The 19,656-nt window shown below is 64.2% G+C and carries 16 protein-coding genes; 11 read left to right on the top strand and 5 right to left on the bottom strand.

The features are described from left to right. Positions 1-152 precede the first annotated feature (152 nt). Entirely contained in the window at positions 153-608 is a 456-nt protein-coding gene (locus FYB76_RS11865; protein WP_220406964.1) for a MaoC family dehydratase, read from the top strand. A gap of 4 nt (positions 609-612) precedes the next feature. Here the strand turns inward: FYB76_RS11865 and maiA are convergent, their stop codons facing one another. Genes maiA through FYB76_RS11885 form a run of 4 tightly spaced genes read right to left on the bottom strand, consistent with a single transcriptional unit; the run spans position 613 to position 5,306 of the window. Further along, on the bottom strand, positions 613-1,260 hold the full coding sequence (maiA, locus tag FYB76_RS11870; RefSeq protein ID WP_088755274.1) for a maleylacetoacetate isomerase: 648 nt from the start codon (positions 1,258-1,260) through the stop codon (positions 613-615). Positions 1,261-1,285: 25 nt separating this feature from the next. Further along, positions 1,286-2,632 carry a fumarylacetoacetase gene (gene fahA, locus FYB76_RS11875; protein WP_154133769.1) on the bottom strand — a complete coding sequence of 449 codons (1,347 nt, stop codon included), beginning with the start codon at positions 2,630-2,632 and terminating at the stop codon, positions 1,286-1,288. Continuing rightward, positions 2,629-3,966 carry a homogentisate 1,2-dioxygenase gene (hmgA, locus tag FYB76_RS11880; RefSeq protein ID WP_154133770.1) on the bottom strand — a complete coding sequence of 446 codons (1,338 nt, stop codon included), beginning with the start codon at positions 3,964-3,966 and terminating at the stop codon, positions 2,629-2,631. Before hmgA ends, fahA begins: the two co-directional genes overlap by 4 nt. Next, positions 3,963-5,306 carry an MFS transporter gene (locus tag FYB76_RS11885; RefSeq protein WP_088755277.1) on the bottom strand — a complete coding sequence of 448 codons (1,344 nt, stop codon included), beginning with the start codon at positions 5,304-5,306 and terminating at the stop codon, positions 3,963-3,965. Before FYB76_RS11885 ends, hmgA begins: the two co-directional genes overlap by 4 nt. 252 nt (positions 5,307-5,558) lie before the next feature. Here FYB76_RS11885 and FYB76_RS11890 point away from each other — a divergent pair, with 252 nt between their 5' ends. The 5 genes from FYB76_RS11890 (at position 5,559) to FYB76_RS11910 (ending at position 12,941) form a co-directional block, all read left to right on the top strand. Continuing rightward, positions 5,559-6,473: a LysR substrate-binding domain-containing protein gene (locus tag FYB76_RS11890; protein WP_088755278.1), complete on the top strand. Its 915-nt coding sequence runs from the start codon at positions 5,559-5,561 to the stop codon at positions 6,471-6,473. Between the two features lie 48 nt (positions 6,474-6,521). After that, entirely contained in the window at positions 6,522-7,355 is an 834-nt protein-coding gene (locus FYB76_RS11895; RefSeq protein ID WP_154133771.1) for an alpha/beta hydrolase, read from the top strand. A 435-nt stretch (positions 7,356-7,790) separates the two neighbouring features. Next, positions 7,791-10,340 (top strand): sulfite reductase flavoprotein subunit alpha, encoded by a 2,550-nt coding sequence (locus FYB76_RS11900; RefSeq protein ID WP_154133772.1) that lies wholly within the window; start codon positions 7,791-7,793, stop codon positions 10,338-10,340. Positions 10,341-10,561: 221 nt separating this feature from the next. Continuing rightward, the gene (gene cls, locus FYB76_RS11905) at positions 10,562-11,980 is read left to right on the top strand and encodes a cardiolipin synthase (RefSeq protein ID WP_154133773.1); all 1,419 of its coding nucleotides are present in this window, start codon (positions 10,562-10,564) and stop codon (positions 11,978-11,980) included. Between the two features lie 67 nt (positions 11,981-12,047). Continuing rightward, on the top strand, positions 12,048-12,941 hold the full coding sequence (locus tag FYB76_RS11910) for a hypothetical protein (protein ID WP_229296953.1): 894 nt from the start codon (positions 12,048-12,050) through the stop codon (positions 12,939-12,941). On the opposite strand, the gene FYB76_RS11915 is transcribed toward FYB76_RS11910, so the two are convergent. Then, positions 12,935-13,825 carry a LysR substrate-binding domain-containing protein gene (locus FYB76_RS11915; RefSeq protein WP_088755283.1) on the bottom strand — a complete coding sequence of 297 codons (891 nt, stop codon included), beginning with the start codon at positions 13,823-13,825 and terminating at the stop codon, positions 12,935-12,937. The two genes, FYB76_RS11910 and FYB76_RS11915, sit on opposite strands and share 7 nt — an antisense overlap. Before the next feature lie 209 nt (positions 13,826-14,034). Between FYB76_RS11915 and FYB76_RS11920 the strand changes: the two genes are divergently transcribed. From FYB76_RS11920 to FYB76_RS11940, 5 genes are all read left to right on the top strand, one after another. Beyond that, the gene (locus FYB76_RS11920; protein ID WP_154133775.1) at positions 14,035-14,784 is read left to right on the top strand and encodes an SDR family NAD(P)-dependent oxidoreductase; all 750 of its coding nucleotides are present in this window, start codon (positions 14,035-14,037) and stop codon (positions 14,782-14,784) included. 73 nt (positions 14,785-14,857) lie between these two features. After that, positions 14,858-15,904 carry a TRAP transporter substrate-binding protein gene (locus FYB76_RS11925; RefSeq protein ID WP_088755285.1) on the top strand — a complete coding sequence of 349 codons (1,047 nt, stop codon included), beginning with the start codon at positions 14,858-14,860 and terminating at the stop codon, positions 15,902-15,904. Then, positions 15,901-17,757: a TRAP transporter large permease subunit gene (locus FYB76_RS11930; protein WP_088755286.1), complete on the top strand. Its 1,857-nt coding sequence runs from the start codon at positions 15,901-15,903 to the stop codon at positions 17,755-17,757. The genes FYB76_RS11925 and FYB76_RS11930 overlap by 4 nt, the downstream gene beginning before the upstream one ends. Positions 17,758-17,792: 35 nt before the next feature. Then, positions 17,793-18,638, top strand: coding sequence for a transketolase (locus tag FYB76_RS11935; protein ID WP_088755287.1), 846 nt, complete (start codon positions 17,793-17,795; stop codon positions 18,636-18,638). After that, positions 18,635-19,639 carry a transketolase family protein gene (locus FYB76_RS11940; protein WP_088755288.1) on the top strand — a complete coding sequence of 335 codons (1,005 nt, stop codon included), beginning with the start codon at positions 18,635-18,637 and terminating at the stop codon, positions 19,637-19,639. Before FYB76_RS11935 ends, FYB76_RS11940 begins: the two co-directional genes overlap by 4 nt. Positions 19,640-19,656 lie beyond the last annotated feature (17 nt).

The following is a 19,656-nucleotide window of genomic DNA, read 5'->3' on the forward strand; positions in this document are numbered from 1 at the left end:
GAGCACAGGTCCGCATGCGCGGACATCCATGCAAAAGGCCGCAGCGATTTCCCGCTGCGGCCTTTTGTTTTACGGACTGTCGTTATACTGTGACCATATCTGGCTTGCCGAAGAGCAGGCCTGAATCCGATAACAATGAACAGGGAGACTCAGTGACCACCCTCAACTACCTCGATGACTTCCAACCCGGCCAGGTATTGCGCTCGCCGGGCACGCTCGCCGTGAGCGCCGAAGAGATCAAGCAGTTCGCCCAACAATACGATCCCCAACCCTTCCATCTCGACGAAGCGGCGGCGCAGCAGACTTTCTTCCGCGGCCTGGCCGCCAGCGGCTGGCATACCGCCGCGCTGACCATGCGCCTGCTGGTCGATACCCTGCACATCCAGGGCGGCATCATCGGTGCCGGCTTTGATGAATTCCGCTGGCCCCGTCCGACTCGCCCGGGCGACGTGCTGCGCCTGGAAGCCGAAGTGCTGGGCATCAAGACCTCGCAATCCAAGCCGCAGCAGGGTTTCCTCAACCACCGCGTGACCACCTACAACCAGCACGACGAAGCCGTGCTCATCATGACCGGCAACCTGCTGGTGCCGCGCCGCAGCCCGGTCTGAACGCTCAGGCGGCGTCAGGCTGCTGCGCCGGATGCGCCTGCTCGAAAGCGGGCAGCGCATTGCAGGCAGCCTCGATGGCACACAGCGTCGGGTACGGTGCCATGTCCACGTCGAAACGGCGCGCGTTGAAGATCTGCGGAATCAGGAAGCAGTCAGCCATGGTCGGGGCGTCGCCCACGCAGAAGTGTCCGCGCGTGGTGTCGGCCGCCAGTTGCTGTTCCAGCGCCGTGAAACCGAGCTTGATCCAGTGCTGGATCCACGCCGTCTTCTGCGCCTCATCCACGGCAAGCGTGTGCTTGAGATAACGCAGCACGCGCAGGTTGTTCAGCGGATGGATTTCACAGGCGATGGCCAGCGACAGTTCGCGGATATGCGCCCGCGCGAATGCATCACCCGGCAGCAGCGATGGCGTCGGATAGCGCTCGTCCAGATACTCCAGCATCGCCATCGATTGCGTGAGCAGCTTGCCCTGGTCGGCCAGCACCGGGACCAGCGCATGCGGATTCAACTGCGTGAAGGCGGGCAGCAATTGCTCGCCGCCCTGGTTCAACAAATGCACGGCCGCCGTTTCATAAGCCACGCCTTTGATGTTCAGGGCGATACGCACGCGATAGGAGGCCGAGCTGCGGAAATAGCTGTAGAGGGTAGTCATGCGCTTGCTTCCTAAAAAAATCAGATCAAGCCAGGCTGCGCGCAGGCAACACGGTGCCGGCCGCTTCACCGAAACCGATATTGGGCAAGCCATCGCGACGAGCCACGGCACGCAGGATGATGGTATCGCCATCTTCCAGGAAGACGCGCTTCTCGCCATTGGCCAGGTTCAGGGGGGCCTTGCCGCCACCGCTCAGTTCCAGCAGTGAACCGGCCTGGTCCGGTGCCGGACCGGACAAGGTCCCCGAACCGAAGAAGTCACCCGGCCGCAGGTTGCAACCATTGACGGTGTGATGCGTGACCAGCTGCGCCACGGTCCAGTAGGCATCCCGGTAGTTGCCCAGCGAGAGGCGCTGCGGCGCGCTGCCCGCTTCACGCATGGCAGCGGTCTGGATCAGCACTTCCAGTTCGATGTCAAAAGCACCGCTCTCGCGCAGGGTCGGTGCATCCAGGTAAGGCAGCGGTTGCGGGTCGTCCGCCGGGCGCGTCCATGCGCAACGGTACGGCGCCAGTGCTTCCAGCGTGACGATCCAGGGCGAGATGGTGGAGGCAAAGCTCTTGGAGAGGAAGGGGCCCAGCGGCTGGTATTCCCAGGCCTGCACATCGCGTGCGGACCAGTCGTTGAGCAGGCAGAGGCCAAACACCTTGTCCTCAGCCTGCGCCATCGGCACCGGCTCGCCCAGGGCATTGCCGCCGCCGATGAAGATGCCCAGCTCCAGTTCGTAATCCAGTCGCTTGCAGGGACCGAAGGTGGGCAAGTCCGCGTCGGGGGCCTTGGTCTGGCCCACCGGACGACGGAACTGCTGGTCCGAGATCGCGATGGAAGACGCACGGCCGTGATAGCCGATCGGCACCCACTTGTAGTTGGGCAGCAGCGGATTGTCCGGACGGAACAGCTTGCCTATCGTGGTGGCGTGGTGGATCGATGTGTAGAAGTCGGTGTAGTCGCCGATCACGGCCGGCACATCGTATTCGGCCTGGGCCTGAGGCACCAGGCAGGCGGCCAGCTCGGTCTGGTGCGCCGAACCGCTGCGCAGCAGGCGCGACAACGCCAGGCGCAGGGCCGACCAGGCGGCCGGCGTGAGTGCCATCAGGGCATTCAAACTGCTGCCGCCGCAGGCTGCATGAGCGGCCGTGCGGGTGGCTTCATCGAAGCCCGAGAAGGCGCCGGCACCCTGGGCGGCCGGCAGGTCCAGGACCTGGTCGCCGATGGCCACGCCCGCACGGAAGGCTTCTTCACTGCCACTGCGGCGAAATACGCCGTAAGGCAGGTTCTGGATCGGGAAACTGCTGCTTTCTGCATTGGCGCTCTCGACCCAGCTACGCAGCGAGGTGTCATGGGTTTCGTTCATTTTCAGGCTAGGCAGGCTCATGCGCGCTCCGGGTTGAAGTTCTTCTGGATGCCCAGCCAGCAGTCCTGGTAATCGCGCTGCAAGGTCGGCGCGGACAGGGCGTGACGGGTCGGGCAAAGGATGTTGCGGGTCTCGAACATGAAGGCCATGGTGTGGTCGACCTTGTTCGGGGTGCTGGTATCGATGCGGCTGGCTTTCTCGAAGGTGGCCGCGTCCGGTCCGTGACCGCTCATGCAATTATGCAGGCTGCCGCCGCCGGGCACAAAGCCGCCGCCTTCCTTGGCGTCATACTGGCCGGTGATGAGGCCCATGTATTCGCTGGCCACGTTGCGGTGGAACCAGGGCGGACGGAAGGTATTTTCAGCAGCCAGCCAGCGCGGCGGGAAGATCACGAAGTCGATCGTATCCACGCCGGGCGTATCGCTCTGCGACTGCAGCACCAGGAAGATCGAGGGATCGGGATGGTCGTAGCTGATCGAACCGATGGTATTGAAGTGGCGCAGGTCGTACTTGTAGGGAACATAGTTGCCATGCCAGGCCACCACATCCAGCGGCGAATGGCCGATCTTCGCCTGCCACAGGTTGCCGCCGAACTTGGCGATGAGCTGGAAGTCGCCCTCCCGGTCTTCGTACCAGGCGTGCGGCGTGGCGAAATCGCGCGGATTGGCCAGGCCGTTGGAACCCAGCGGACCGAGATCAGGCAGGCGCAGCAGCGCGCCGAAATTCTCGCAGATGTAGCCGCGTGCCTCGCCATCCGGCAGGCGCACCTGGAAGCGCATGCCACGCGGAATGACGGCGATCTCCTGCGGCTCGATATCGATCACGCCCAGCTCGGTACGCAATTGCAGGCGCCCCAGCTGCGGCACGATCAGCAGTTCGCCATCGGCCGAATAGAAGAAACGATCGGTCATCGAGCAATTGGCGGCATACAGGTGGATGGCGCAACCGCTCTGGGCTTGCGGCGAGCCGTTGCCGGCCATCGTGACCATCCCTTCGATGAAATCGGTGGGCACGGTCGGCATGGGCAGCGGGTCCCAGCGCAACTGGTTGGGCGGCGGTGCGACGTCGTCGAAGTGGCTCACCAGCAGGCCGCGTTCCATCGGTTCAAACGGGTGATGCACCGCAGCCGGACGGATGCGATAGAGCCACGCGCGGCGGTTGTGACCACGCGGCGCGGTGAAGGCGGTGCCGGAAATCTGCTCGGCATACAGGCCATAGGGCGCACGCTGCGGCGAATTCTGGTGCGCGGGCAAGGCGCCCGGCAGGGCCTCGGTGGCGAACTCGTTGCCGAAGCCGGTCTGGTAGCCGCGCGTGTGCACGTGATGACTGACAGAAGAATCGGTGATGGTATTCATGCGGACACTCCTCGGGAAGTACGATGCAAGCGCGCGATGGTCAGCGCCGAAATCAGCGCCGGCACCGCCGCTGCGATGAACAGCGAACCATTGCTCCACTGCAGCGCGATCAGTTGGCCGCCGATGACCGGCCCGACCACCGAGCCGATGCGGCCGATGCCCAGCGCCCAGCCGATGCCGGTGGAACGCAGCGTGGTCGGATAGAAGGTACCAGCCAGCGCGTTGACCGCTGGTTGCCCGCCGACGATGCAGAACCCTGCCACGATCACCGCCAGGAACAGCAGCACCGGCATGGCCGCCACCTTGCCGATCAACGCAATGGACACGCAAGCCAGCAGGAAACAGGTCCCCAGCACGCGGGTGAACCCGAAGCGGTTGATGAAGCGGCCCAGTGTCAGCGTACCGACCACACCGCCCACTTGCAGCGAGGTCCCGATCAGCACTGCCATGCTGGTGGAATAGCCGGCGTCACGAATCAGCGTGGGCAGCCAGTTGGAGAGGAAGTACAGGTTGATCAGGTTCATGAAGCTGATCAACCACAGCAGCACCGTGACACCGGCGCGGCCATCGCGGAACAGGGCCGCCACCGGCATGCCTTCGGCCTTGCTTTCCTTGACCACGACCTCGGTCTTGTCATCGATGCGGATGGCAGGATCCAGCTTGCGCAGCCAGCGCGCCACCTGGCTGCGCGCACGACGCTGCAGCACCAGGAACTGTATCGATTCCGGCAGCCACACCAGCATCGCCAGGCCCAGTACCAGGGGCACCGCACCGCCGACCCAGAACACCGCATGCCAGCCATGCGCCGGGATCAGCGCTGCGCTCACGAATCCGCCCGCCGCAGCGCCCACGGTAAAGCCGCAGGAAACCAGCATCATGCGGGTCACCCGCGAGGACGAAGGGCTGTATTCGCCGACCAGCGCCATCGCATTGGGCATGATGCTGCCCAGGCCAAAGCCGGTGATGAAGCGCACTACCAGCAACTGATCGATGGTGGTGACCAGCGGCGTCACCAGCATGCAGACCGCAAAGAACAGGGTCGAAGCGATCAGCACCGGACGGCGGCCGTAGCGGTCGCCCACGGGGGTGAGCACCAGCGAGCCCAGCAGCATGCCGAACAGGCCCGCCCCGAACACCGGACCGAGACTGGCCTTGCTCACGCCCCAGTCGGCAATGATGGCCGGGGCGACATAGCCCATGGCCTGCACGTCGAAGCCATCGATGATGAGGCACAGGCCGCACAGCAGCAGCAGGCCGAATTGAAAAGTGCCGAACCGGCCCTGCTCCACCACCTGGTCCACATGGACCGTGGGGAGAGCGCCACCTTGGTGGATGCTCATTGTCTTGCTCCTCGTCTGTCTTTACGTTTTTTTAGTTGTGTTGCCTGCCATCTGCGGGCCGATGAGGCTGAACATGGCAGATGGGCAGATTGCATGGCCGTGTGCGCAGGCGCTGCTGCGCGGCTCTTGATGGTGTTATCGCGACGTCACTGTAGTGCAATCGCCCTTCTTTTACGATATAAATACGAAAATACGATCCATTCATTTCATGAATATTGCAGTGCACGCGTCTTCGCTACTGCCGAGCTGACCATGGCCCTCATCGAACCACGCGACATCGATCTCAACCTGCTGGTGGTGTTCCAGGAGGTCTTCCAGGAACGCCAGATCTCCTCGGTAGCCCGTCGTCTGGGGCTGTCGCAGCCGGCGGTGTCCAATGCACTGGCGCGGCTGCGGCGCAGCTTCGGCGATGAGCTGTTCGTGCGCACGGCGCAAGGCATGCAGCCCACGCCCTTTGCCGAACAGCTGGCCGAGCCGGTGGCTGCGGCACTGCAGCAGGTAGCCCGCGCTCTCAACCTGCAGGAAGGCTTTGCGCCGCAGAGCAGCGAGCGCCGCTTCACGATTGCCATGACCGATGTGGGCGAGGTGTATTTCATGCCGCGCCTGATCGAAGCCTGTGCCGAGGTCGCGCCGGGGGTGAGCCTGTCGACGGTACGTGCCGGGGCCATCGACCTGAAGAGTGAAATGGAGGCCGGCCGGGTGGACCTGGCCATCGGTGCGTTCGACAATCTGTCGGAGGCGCTGTACCAGCGGCGACTGTTCCGCCAGGAATACGTGAGCATGTTCCGCATCGGCCATGCGCTGGACAAGCGCGGCGAGGTCGGCCTCAAGGAATTCCTGGCGGCCGAGCACCTGATGGTGTCTTCGCTGGAGAGTCCTTATGATCGCATCAACCAGAACCTGGAGAAGGCCGGCATCCTGCCCAGCGTACGCTTCCGGGTGCCGCATTTCACGGCGGTCCCTTACATCGTCAGCACCACGTCGCTGGTGGTGACGGTGCCGCGCAAGCTGGCCGAGAGCGCTGCCGCACCCTTTGGCTTACGCTACATCAAACCACCGCTGCGCCTGCCGGCACTGCAGACCAACATGTTCTGGCATCGCCGCTACAATCAGGACGAGGGCAATGTCTGGCTGCGCAACCTGATCTCGGCACACTTCGCCGAATGAGTCCGAACGAGAACGACGACACTGCCCGCGAGGCAAGGGAGGAGAGACATGCACATCTACCGCAGCTATGACCGCGAGGCGCTGGACGAGCAGTACAACGTGCGCCTGCGCATTGCGGATTTCCAGGCGTATTTCGACCGCTTTGCGCGCGAGGGGGAAGCAGCGCGGCAAGCGCATCCGCATCTGGCCGACCTGCCCTATGGCGAGGATGCCCTGCAGACGCTGGATTTCTTTCCGGGGCGCAGCAATGGCCGGCCCCTGCTTGTCTTTATCCACGGTGGCTACTGGCGCTCGCTGGACAAGCATCAGTTCAGCCAGCTGGCCCTGCCCTACCTGGCGCAAAACATCAACGTGGCCCTCATCAATTACCGGCTGGCCCCGCAGGTGCGCATGGGCGACATCGCCGCTGACTGCGGGCGCGCGCTGCGCCTGCTGCATGCCAAGGCCGCGGCGCTGCGCTTCAATCCGGAGGCGATCTGGCTCATGGGTCACTCGGCCGGTGCGCACCTGGCGGCGCTGATCGCTTCGCTGGGGGCGGCGCCGGTGCGCGGGGTGTGCGGCATCAGCGGAATCTATGACCTGGAGCCGGTGCGCCTGTCTTACCTCAACGAAGTGCTGCACCTCTCCGCCTCGGACGCCCAGCAGGCCAGTCCGCAGCTGCTGGCCATGCCCGAGGGCGTGAAGGCGCTGCTGTGCGCAGGAGAAGAGGAGTCCGCCGAATTCCTGCGCCAGCGCGACTTCTACGCCGCCGCCCTGCGCCAGTCGGGACATGCCGTGGAAGTGGTGGCGCTGCCGCAGCAGCATCACCTGAGCGTGGTGGATGTGGCCGCGGATGCCAGGAGCGGCTTGACTCAGTCGATGTTGAGACTGATCCTGGCGTAATTATTTTCTGATTTCAGCAGTCTGTACAGGCGCGGATTTAGCCCTTCGCGCCTCTTTTGAATCAATTCTCTTTTGTATTATTTGCACGCGCAACTGAACAAGACGACGCGCCTCAGGGCTCAGGGCCGCACTTAATTGTTTAAATGATTTAGCCATCACGAGCCTCGGGTCGATTTCGGAAAACGTTGGGGGACGGGAATGTTGTTTCCAACTGCGCAAGGATAACGAATTGAAGTTCCGGGTAATTTCCAAATTGCAACTACCCCTCAAGCATTGAAGAAATTCGCTACAGAATCCCACCCATCGAACGCCAGATATCAATAAGAATCATTTTCATCTGAACTATAATACCGGGCTCACCCCGCCAACCGCCCCCGCTGCGGCACGGCAGGCAAGACCAACAAGGCGCCTCGCGCCCTCGCCGCCCACTGATACATGTTCAAGAAGATCTGGTTCCAGTTGCACTGGTTCATCGGCATCACTGCCGGCACCCTGTTGATGACCATCGGCGTGACCGGCGCCATCCTGGCTTTCCGCGAGGAAATCATGGACGCGCTGAGCCCCGGCGTCATGCACGTCCAGGTGCGCCAGCAAGCCACGCTCACGCCCCAGCAGCTGCTGGACAAACTGCGCGCGGTGGAGCCTGCGCGGCGCGTCACCACCCTCACCCTCACTGCTGAACCCGGCGCCTCCGCCCGCGTGGTCTTCGCGCCGCCGCCCGGGGTGCGGCGCGGCGAGGCGCGCTATGCCGATCCCTATACCGGCGCGCTGCTGCCACCGGTGACGGGCGCGGAATTCTTCGAATTCATCGAACGCTTCCACCGCTGGCTGCTGCTGCCCACCGAGATCGGCAAGATCGTCCTGGGCACGCTGGCGCTGGCGTTGCTGGTGCTGGCACTCTCGGGCCTCTACCTGCGCTGGCCGCGCCGCCCGCTGTCGCTGCGCGCCTGGCTGCGGCTGGACTTCCAGCTGCAGGGGCGCTCCTTCCTGTGGAACCTGCATTCGGTCATCGGCACCTGGTCGCTGGTGATGTACGTGCTCTTCTCCATCACCGGTGCCTACTGGGCACTGGACTGGTTCAAGGACGGCATGAACACGCTGGCCGGCGAGAGCCGCCGCCCCGCCATGCAGCGCGGTGAAGGCAAGAAGAAACCCCCGGCGGAAGACGCCACTGCGCTGGAACTGACCCAGGCCTGGAACAGCTTCCTCGCCAAGGCTCCCGATTACCGGAGCGCCCAGCTGCGCCTGCCGGAACAGGGTTCCCAGCCGGTGCAGATCTTCTTCCTCGATCACGCTGCGCCCCACGAGCGCGCCCGCAGCCGCATGGTGGTCTTGCCACAGAGCGGCGAGATCCGCCAGCTGGAACGCTACGAAGACAAATCCGATGGCGGCAAGCTGATCGCCGCCATCTATCCGCTGCACATGGGCACGTACTTCGGACTGCCAGGGCGCATCATCATGGCCATCGCCAGCCTGATGATGCCGCTCTTCGGCATCACCGGATGGATGCTCTACCTCGACCGCCGCCGCAAGAAAGCCGCGCTGCGCGCCGAACGTGCCAGCCTCGACGGCACGTCACCCGCCCCCGAAGGTGAGCCGGTGCTGGTGGCCTATGCCTCGCAGACCGGGCAGGCCGAGCGCATCGCCCTGCATACCGCCGCCGGCCTGCGCCGCAGCGGCATCGCCGTACAACTGCAATCGCTGGCGCAGAGCACGCCGGAGAGCTTGCGCCATCATCGCCGCATCCTCTTCATCGCCAGTACCTTTGGCGAGGGCGATGCGCCCGACAGCGCGCGCGGCTTCGAAAAGCGCCTGCGCCAGGCTGCAGGCCAGTCGCTGGCCCACGCGCAATACGCCATCCTGGCGCTGGGGGATCGTCACTACGCGCAGTTCTGCGGCTTCGGCCACACCCTCGACCACGGCCTGCGCCAGTGCGGCGCCAAGCCGCTGTTCCCGCTGGTGGAAGTCGATCGCATGGCCGGCGTGGCGCTGCGCAAATGGGAAACCGAACTGGCCGCCCACGGACTGCAGGCCAGCGTGAGCGAACTCCTGCCTACTACCGCACCGGCATGGCAGCAGTGGAAGCTGACACGACGCGTGCTCATGAATCCGGGCAGCCAGGGTGCACCGCTGTATCACGTCGAAATACAGCCACAGGACGGCAGCCTGCCCGACTGGCAAGCCGGTGCACTGGTGGAGATCCTGCCGCGCCACGCGCCGGATCGTGTCGCCCTGCTGCTGCAGCGGCTGCAATTGGATGGCAGCGCCATGGTGAGCCATCAAGGCCGGCAAAAAACACCAGCCGATGCGTTGGCCTGCAGCGTGCTGCCGCCACATCCGGCGCGAGAAGCGCAAGCCCTGGCCGACCAGCTGCAGCCCTTGGCGGCGCGCTCGTATTCGGTGGCTTCGGTGCCACAGGATGGCGCGGTGCACCTGCTGGTGCGCCAGGTCCAGCATGAAGACGGACTGGGACTGGCCTCGGGCTGGCTGACCGAATTTGCACCCATCGATGCCGCCATCGAACTGCGCCTGGTGGAGAACGCCGGTTTCGCCCCGGTCGCGGCCGGCACCCCCGCCATCTTCATCGGCAATGGCTCGGGCCTGGCCGGCTTGCGCGGGCACCTGCGCGCACGCGTGCTGCATGGAGAAACGCAGTCGCGCAACTGGCTGCTCTTCGGAGAACGTAACGAGCGTTACGATTTCCTGTATGCCGATGAATGGCTGGACTGGCTGGAACACGGCCGCCTGGCGCGCCTTGACCTGGCCTTCTCGCGGGACCAGAACGAACGCCTGTACGTGCAGGACCGGCTGCGCGAAGCAGGGCCCGAGCTGCGCCAGTGGCTGGACCAGGGCGCCGTCCTCTACGTCTGCGGCAGCCTGGAAGGCATGGCTGCCGGTGTCGACGCCGTCCTCACCGACCTGCTGGGTGAAGCCGGCCTGCATGCCCTGATCGAGCAGAACCGCTATCGCCGCGACGTCTACTGATCGCGCCGGATGGATCCCCGATCCATCCGCCCCTCCTGCGGGATGCAACAGCGCCCGCGCCTACCTGTAGGCAGCTCCCGCTTTCCTCTGTAGGACAGTTCCGATTCGTGCTTGCGGCCGCGCTACGGCGCTGCGGCCGGGCATATACTCGTCCGCACAGCGTTGCCTGCGGACGCCCCACAGCGTCGCGGTCCATGGCAGCGCCCAACCGGGATCCTTCCATGACCAACAAGAAAATGACATTGAGGAGCTGGTCCGCCGCAGGGCTCCTGTTGCTGCTGAGCTCGGTGATGCTGGCCGCGTGCAGCTCGCTGCCCACCATCGTGCCCGACATGGACACGCAATCGGCCCGCACCATCCAGATGAAGGGCGGACGCGGCGTGCTTTCCGAGGCGCAGGCCAAGGCCGCGCTGGACAAGCTGCGCGCACAGAACGCCGACAACACCCTGCTGGACCGTCACGTGGCCATCGAAGGAGCCATCACCGGCTCGCCCCTGGTGACCGGCAACAAGGTGACGCTGCTCATCGACGGCCCGGCCACCTACGCCTCCATGCAGCAGGCCATCCAGGCCGCGCGCTATCACATCAACATGGAAACCTACATCATGGAAGACGACGAGGTCGGCCGCCAGTTCGCCGACCTGTTGATTGCCATGCAGAAGAAGGGCGTCCAGGTCAACCTGATGTATGACAGCGTAGGCAGCATCAATACCCCGCGCGAATTCTTCCAGCCCCTGATCGATGCGGGCGTCAATGTGCTGGAATTCAATCCCATCAATCCCACCCAGCTGCGCAAGGACTGGGCCGTCAACCAGCGAGACCATCGCAAGCTGCTGGTGGTCGATGGCAAGACCGCCTTCGTGGGCGGCATCAACATCAGCAGCGTCTATTCCAGCGGCTCCTTCAGCACCCGCAAGAAAAAGCCGCAGCTCAACAAGGATGGCGAGCAGATCCCCTGGCGTGATACGCAGGTGCGCATCGATGGCCCGGTCGCGCTGGAATTCCAGAAACTGTTCATCGAGACCTGGGGCAAGCAGCGTGGTCCCGATCTCGGCGAGCATCGCTACTTCCCCCCGGTGGCTCCCGCCGGCAGCGAGATCGTACGGGCCATCGGCAGCTCGCCCGATGATCCCTACAGCATCATCTACGCCACCTTCATCTCGGCCATCCAGCATGCGGAAAGCTCGATCTACCTGACCAACGCCTACTTCGTGCCCGATCCGCAACTGCGCGATTCGCTCAAGGATGCCGCCCGGCGCGCCGTGGACGTGCGCCTGATCCTGCCGTCCCACAGCGACTCCTCGCTGGTGCTGTATGCCTCGCGCTCCTTCTACAGCGAACTGCTGGAGGCGGGCGTGCGCATCTACGAGCGCCAGGACGCGCTGCTGCACTCCAAGACCGCGCTCATCGATGGCGTGTGGTCCACCATCGGTTCGACCAACCTCGACTGGCGCAGCTTCGTCTACAACCAGGAAATCAACGCCGTGATCCTGAGCCCGCAATTCGGAGCCCAGACCAAAGCCATGTTCGACCGGGATCTTGGCGCCTCCAAAGAGATCACAAAGGAACAGTGGGAACAGCGGCCGATGAGCGAGCGCATGAAGGAATTCGGCGCCAGCGTCTGGTCCCGCCTGCTTTGAGCGCGGCGGGAGACGCCGGTGAATGAACCAATGTACTGAAATCGAAAAGGAGTCCGGTTTGCGATCGATGTTGCCCCGTCTGACCTCACGCTTGTTGCTGGCGGCCAGCTGTGCCTTGGCTGTCGGCAGCTCGGCACAGGCCCAAACCCAGACCGGCGCGGCCGCCATGAAGAGCCGTTACGAAGAATTGCAGGGCGAGCTCAGCAACAACAGCTACCACCGCCCGCTCTACCTGAATTCGCGCGAGGAAGGCGGCAACGTCAAGGGCGACATCTACGCCGTGCTGAATTATCCCTTTGCCCAGGTGCGCGAGTCGCTGGACAACCCCGACCACTGGTGTGACATCCTCATCCTGCACCTCAACACCAAGTATTGCCGGATGATGCGCGAGAACGGACGGACCACCCTGCGCATGCAGGTCGGGAAGAAAACCGAACAGGATCTCAACGATACCTACCGCGTCGACCTGCGCTATCACGGCGGGGCCAGCGCGGCCGATTACTTCTCGTCCTCGATGCTGGCCGACAAGGGACCGCTGGACACTTCCAACTACCGTATCGAGATCGAAGCGACGCCCTTGGATGAGAAGCGCTCCTTCCTGCATTTCAGCTATGCCTATTCCTATGGCATGGCCAGCAAGCTGGCGCTGCGCGCCTACCTGATGACGGCCGGCCGCGACAAGGTCGGCTTCAGCGTGGTCAAGCGCGAGACCAACGGGCAACCGCAGTATGTCTCGGGCAGCCGTGCCACGGTGGAGCGCAATACGATGCGCTATTACCTGGCCATCGATGCCTATCTGTCCGGTCTGGAAGCACCGGCGGGAGAACGGCTGGAGAAGCGGCTCACGGCCTGGTACGGTGCAACCGAACAATATCCGCGCCAGTTGCATGAAGTCAGCCGCGAGGACTATCTATCGATGAAGCGCAAGGAAGTGGCGCGGCAGCAGAAGGCCGCTCAGTAATCCTGCAAGCCGGCCTGCTCACGCAGCCACTCCAGGAACGCGGCCACCGCCGGCCGGCGTGCATGATGCGCCGGATAGACCGCAAAGTGCGCCTTGACCTTGATGGCGCGCTCCAGTCCAAAGACCGGTTTGAGTTTCTTTTCCTCGATGTGCCGCGCGGCCACGGTCGCGCTCTCCAGCGCCACGCCCAAGCCCTGGGTGGCAGCATCCAGTGACATCTGCGCGCGGTCGAAACGCACCGCAAATTGCTCCGGCGGGCGTACGTCCGCAAATTCCCCGAACCAGTCCGCCCACTGCACCACGCTCACGTTGCTGCGAATGAGCTTCACGCCGAGCAGATCGGCAGGTTTTTTGAGCTTGTACTCACGGATGAAAGCCGGGCTGGCCAGCGGCACGATGCGCTCTTCGAAGAGCGGCTCCACCACCAGTCCCGGCCAGTTGGGAATGCCGTAGCGGATGTCGATATCCACCTCGCCCAGTTCGAAATTGCTCTGCGAGTGCGCCGCCGAGAGATTGAAGGTGATCTCCGGATAGGTGCGCGCGAAATCATTGAGCCGCGCCATCAGCCACAGGCTGGCGATGCTGGGCGCGGAATGGATGTAGAGCGTGTTGCTCACACCCTGCCGCACATCCATGGACGCCGCCGTGATGGCGGAGATCGCGCCCTGGATGCGCGCCAGGTAGCCCTCCCCTGCCGTCGTGATGCGCACCCCGTGCGCGCTGCGTTCGAAGAGGCGAATGCCGAGATAGGACTCCAGCCGCGCCACCTGGTGGCTCACTGCCGAGGCGGTCAGGTGCAGTTCGGCCGCCGCCAGCGCAAAACTCTTGCGCCGGGCCACCGCTTCGAAGGCCTGGAGGTTGGGTAAAGGCGGGAGAACGGCCATGGACGGGCTCTCGGGCTAAGATGATGATCCGTCACTTTAACATGACGAGACTTCGCTTGTCGTCAGGCGAGGAAAGTTCGACCATGCGCATCAGAACAAAAACGGAGACATGGTCAAAGCCCTGCACGCTGCATGGCGGCACGCGCAATCGCGCATCCGCGCTGTCTCCGCTGTTGCTCACCTCAACGCAAACATCTGGAGAACACGACATGCTGCTCAAGGACAAGGTTGCCGTCATCACCGGCGGTGCAGGAATCAACGGACTGGGCTACGCCACCGCGCGCCTGATGGCCGGGCAAGGCGCCCGCGTGGTGGTGCTGGACCTGGCGCAAGCCGACCCGGCCGGTGCTGCCGCCCGTATCGGTAGCCAGCACCTGGGCCTGGTGGCCGACGTCACCGACAAGGCTTCCTGCGAAGCTGCCATCGCCGAGGCCGTCAAGCAATTCGGCCGCATCGACATCCTGGTCAACAATGCCGGCATCACCCAACCCGTCAAGACGCTGGAAATCACCGGTACGGATTACGACCGCATCCTCGATGTCAGCCTGCGCGGCACGCTTTACATGTCGCAAGCAGTGCTGCCGACCATGCGCGCGCAGCAGGGCGGTTCCATCATCTGCATCTCGTCGGTGTCGGCCCAGCGCGGTGGCGGCATCCTGGGCGGTCCGCACTATTCGGCGGCCAAGGCGGGCGTCCTGGGCCTGGCACGTGCCATGGCGCGCGAGTTCGGTCCGGAAGGCATCCGCGTCAACTGCATCACCCCCGGCCTGATCGGCACCGACATCATCAAGGGCAAGCTCACCGAAGAAAAGAAGGCCGAGATCGCCGAGACCATTCCGCTGGGGCGCCTGGGCCGTGCCGAGGACATCGGCGGCGCCTGCGTCTTCCTGGGCAGCGACCTCTCTCAGTACTGCACCGGCATCACGCTGGACGTTAATGGTGGAATGCTGATCCATTAAACGCAGCTTAATGCTAGTCCGCGCCGGCCTGGCCGGCATCTTTCCCGATACCAGAACAAACAGGAGACCAGAGATGACCCAAGACAACAGCAAACCCGGCAAGACCACCCTGAGCCGCCGCCAGCTGCTCAAGGCCGGTACGGTGGGTGCGGCACTGCCGCTGTTTTCCATCATGAGCCGTCCGGCCAGTGCGGCCGAGTTCAACTACAAGTTCGCCACCGGCCAGGATCCGTCGCACCCCGTCAACAAGCGTGCGCAGCAGGCCATCGACCGTATCCGTGAAGCCACCGGCGGCCGGCTGGACATCAAGCTGTTCCCGGCCAACCAGCTGGGCTCGGATACCGATTTGATGTCGCAGATCCGCAATGGCGGCGTGGAATTCTTCAACCAGGCCAGCGTGGTGCTGTCGACCCTGGTGCCGGCGGCCGGGATCGTCAACACCGGTTTCGCCTTCCACGACTACAAGGAAGTCTGGCAGGCCATGGATGGCCCGCTGGGCGCCTACGTGCGCGCACAGATCGAGAAGGTGGGCCTGTTGACCATGTCCAAACCCTGGGACAACGGCTTCCGCCAGATCACCACTTCGACCAAGCCGATCAAGACGGCGGGCGACCTCAAGGGCTTGAAGCTGCGCGTGCCGGCCGCACCGATGCTGACCTCGCTCTTCACGGCACTGGGTGCCAGCCCCACGCCGATCAACTTCAACGAAGTCTATTCGTCGCTGCAGACCAAGCTGGTCGAAGGCCAGGAAAATCCGCTGGCCATCATCAGCACTGCGCGCCTGTACGAAGTGCAGAAGTTCTGCACCATCTCCAACCACGTCTGGGATGCCTACTGGATCCTCGGCAACCGCCGCGCCTTCGAGAAGCTGCCCAAGGACATCCAGGAAATCGTTCGTCGTGAACTGGACAAGGCCGCCACGGATGAACGCGCCGATATCGCCTCGCTGGCCGGCTTCGCCCGCAATGACCTGCAGGGCAAGGGCGTACAGATCATCGAGGCCGACAAGGATTCCTTCAAGGCGGCACTGGCCCAGGCCAACTTCTACAAGGACATGCGCGCCAAGTTCGGCGACGAAGCCTGGAAGCTGCTGCAGAACGCCGTCGGGAGCCTGGGATGAGCGCCCTGTCGCTGGAGCAGCCGGTGACGGATGACCGTTCGCTGGCGGCGCGCCTGGAAAATTGGCTGGGCCTGGCCATCGAGATTCCTGCCGCGGCGCTGGTGGTGGGCGAGGTGGTGGTCCTGCTGGCGGGCGTGATCATGCGCTTCATCTTCAACAACCCGATTCCCTGGGCTGATGAACTGGCCTCCATCCTCTTCCTCTGGCTGGCCAACCTGGGCGCGGCCGTGGCCCTGCGGCGCGGCACCCACATGCGCACCACCGTGCTGGTGGGCTTCATGAGCGAACGCGGCAAGGCATGGGCGGAAGCCCTGGCCATCATCGCGCCCTGCGTGATGCTGCTGATCCTGATGCATCCGATGTGGGAATACGCCGAAGACGAAATGTTCGTGCAGACCCCGGCGCTGGGCTGGCCCAACACCGTGCGAGCCGCTGCCGTGGCAGTCGGTGCGGCGCTGATGATCGCGCTGTCGCTGTTGCGCATCTCGCGCCAGAAGCTGGTCGACCTGGCCGGCGTGGTGGCCCTGCTGGCCGTGGTGGCCGGTGCCATGGTCCTGGGCGCAGGCTGGCTGCAGGCCATCGGCAACTGGAACCTGGTGGTGTTCTTCGGCGTGGTGCTGGGGGTGTCGGTGCTGCTGGGCATTCCCATCGCTTTCTGCTTCGGGCTGGCGACGGTGGCCTTCATGCTCACGGTCACCACCAGCCCGCTGGCGGTGGTGGCGGGACGCTTCGATGAAGGCATGTCCTCGCTGATCCTGCTGGCGGTGCCGCTGTTCATCCTGCTGGGCCACCTGGTGGAGATGACTGGCATGGCCAAGGCCATGGTGGATTTCCTGGCGTCGCTACTGGGCCACGTGCGCGGCGGGCTGAACTATGTGCTGCTGGGCGCGATGCTGCTGGTCTCGGGCATCTCCGGCGCCAAGACTGCCGACATGGCGGCGGTGGCTCCGGTGCTGCTGCCGGAGATGAAGCGGCGTGGCAATCACGAGGGAGAACTCATTTCGCTGCTGGCCGCCTCCGGTGCCATGGCCGAGACCATTCCGCCCTCGCTGGTGTTGATCACCATCGGTTCGGTGGCCGGGGTATCGATTGCGGCGCTCTTCACTGGCGGCATCATGCCGGGCATCGTGCTGGCAGTCCTGCTGGCGATCCTCGCGCGCTGGCGCAGTGCCGAGATCATGGAAGGCATCCAGCGCGCGCCCGGTCGCGTGGTACTGCGCACGCTCATCATCGCCCTGCCTGCGCTGCTGCTGCCCATCCTCATCCGTACTGCCGTGGTCGAAGGCGTGGCCACGGCCACCGAAGTCTCCACCATCGGCATCGCCTATTCGGTGGTGGCGGGTCTCTTGGTGTATCGCCAGTTCGACTGGAAGCGGCTCTATCCGATGCTGGTCGACACCGCCGCTTTGTCGGGCGCGATCCTGTTCATCATTGGCACCGCTACCGGCATGTCGTGGGCGCTGACGCAGTCGGGCTTCTCGCATGCGCTGGCCGAGGCCATGACCAGTGTGCCGGGGGGCAAGTATGGCTTCCTGCTGGTGTCGATCGCCGCCTTCATCGTGCTGGGCAGCGTGCTGGAGGGAATCCCGGCGATGGTGCTGTTTGCGCCGCTGCTGTTCCCGGTGGCCAAGGCCATTGGCGTGCATGAGGTGCATTACGCCATGGTCATCATCCTCTCCATGGGCGTGGGCCTGTTTGCGCCGCCCTTCGGCCTGGGTTACTACGCCGCCTGCACCATCGGCCGCGTGCATCCGGACGTGGCCGTCAAGCGCATCTGGCCTTACCTGGGCGCGCTGGTGGTGGGCCTGCTGATCGTCGCCTTCGTGCCATGGTTCTCGATCGGTTTCCTCTGATTTTGACGCTTTCACTCATCTCGCAAGGACTCGCAATGTCTGACAATTTGGCAAACCTGCGCGCAAGCGCATACCGCATCCGCCGCAATGCCGTGCGCATGGGCGAGGTCCAGGGCCAGGGCTACATCGGCCAGGCGCTGGGCTGGGCCGACGTGCTGGCCGTGGCCTACAAGCACGCCATGCAACTGCGCCCGGATGATCCCGAGTGGAGCGGCCGCGACCGCTTCCTGCTCTCGCACGGGCACTACGCCATCGCCCTGTATGCCGCGCTGATCGAGGCCGGCATCGTCCCCGATGAAGAGCTGGAATCCTACGGCAGCGATGACAGCCGCCTGCCCATGTCGGGCATGGCGACCTATACGCCGGGCATGGAAATCTCCGGCGGCTCGCTGGGCCAGGGCCTGGCCATTGGCGTGGGCATGGCGCTGGGCCTGCGCTACAACCGCAATCCGGCCTTCGTCTACAACTCCATGTCCGATGGCGAACTGGATGAAGGCTCGACCTGGGAAGCCGCCATGGGCGCGGCGCACCACCAGCTGGGCAACCTGATCTGCCTGGTCGATATCAACAACCAGCAGGCCGATGGTCCTTCCAGCAAGGTGATGGGTTTTGAGCCGCTGGCCGACAAGTGGGCGTCCTTCGGTTGGTACGTGCAGCGGGTCGACGGCAACGACCTGGCGGCCGTGGTGCAGGCCTTCGACAATGCGCGCAACCTGAGGGACGCCAAGCCGCGCGTGATCCTGTTCGATACCCTGATGGGCAAGGGCGTGCCCTTCCTGGAGCAGCGCGAGAAGAACCACTTCATCCGTGTGGATCCGCCTGAATGGCAGCAGGCGCTGTCCATCCTCGACCAGTCTAATCAACAAGGAAGCCAAGCATGAACACCGTCGCAGACAAGAAACCGCGCCTGACCACGTCGGCCATGATCGCCTCCATCGCTGCTGAAGGGCAGCGCGTGCAGGCGGCCCCGTTCGGCAAGGCCCTGGTGGAATACGCTGCGGACCGCCCCGAGATCGTGGGCCTGACCGCCGACCTGGCCAAGTACACCGACCTGCACCTGTTCCAGAAGGCGTATCCCGAGCGCTTCTTCCAGATGGGCATGGCCGAGCAGTTATTGATGGCCGCCGCTGGCGGCATGGCCAAGGAAGGCCTGGTGCCGTTCGCCACCACCTATGCGGTCTTCGCCACGCGGCGCGCGTATGACTTCATCCACCAGGTGATTGCCGAAGAAAACCTGAACGTGAAGATCTGCTGCGCCCTGCCGGGACTGACCACCGGTTACGGTCCCAGCCACCAGGCCACCGAAGACCTGGCGATGATGCGCGCCATTCCCGGCCTGACCATCGTCGACCCCTGCGATGCACTGGACCTGGAACAGGCCGTGCCGCAGATCGCGGCACACCAGGGCCCGGTCTACATGCGCCTGGCGCGCGGCAATGTGCCACTGGTGCTGGATGAATACGACTACCAGTTCGAGCTGGGCAAAGCCAAGGAAATCCGCGACGGCAACGACGTGCTCATCATCTCCAGCGGCTTCATGACCATGCGCGCGCTGGAAGTGGCCAAGGCGCTGGAGGCCGACAACGTCAGCGTGGGCGTGCTGCACTGCCCGACCATCAAGCCCTTCGACGAAGCCACGGTGGTGGAACAGGTCAGGAAGAAGAACCGCCTGGTGGTGGTAGCCGAGAACCATTCGGTCATCGGCGGCCTGGGCGAGATCGTCGCCACCACGCTGATGCGCCACCGGGTGCAGCCGGCGGGCTTCCAGATGGCCGGCCTGCCCGATGCCTTCCTCGATGCGGGCGCGCTGCCGACCTTGCATGACCGGTATGGGATCAGTTGCGAGGTGTTGAGCCGGCGGATCAGGGAGTGGTTGAAGTAAGCAGACGCGCGAGGTAG

Source organism: Herbaspirillum sp. CAH-3 (assembly GCF_009668275.1).
In the GTDB taxonomy this organism is placed as follows: Bacteria; Pseudomonadota; Gammaproteobacteria; order Burkholderiales; family Burkholderiaceae_D; genus Herbaspirillum; species Herbaspirillum aquaticum.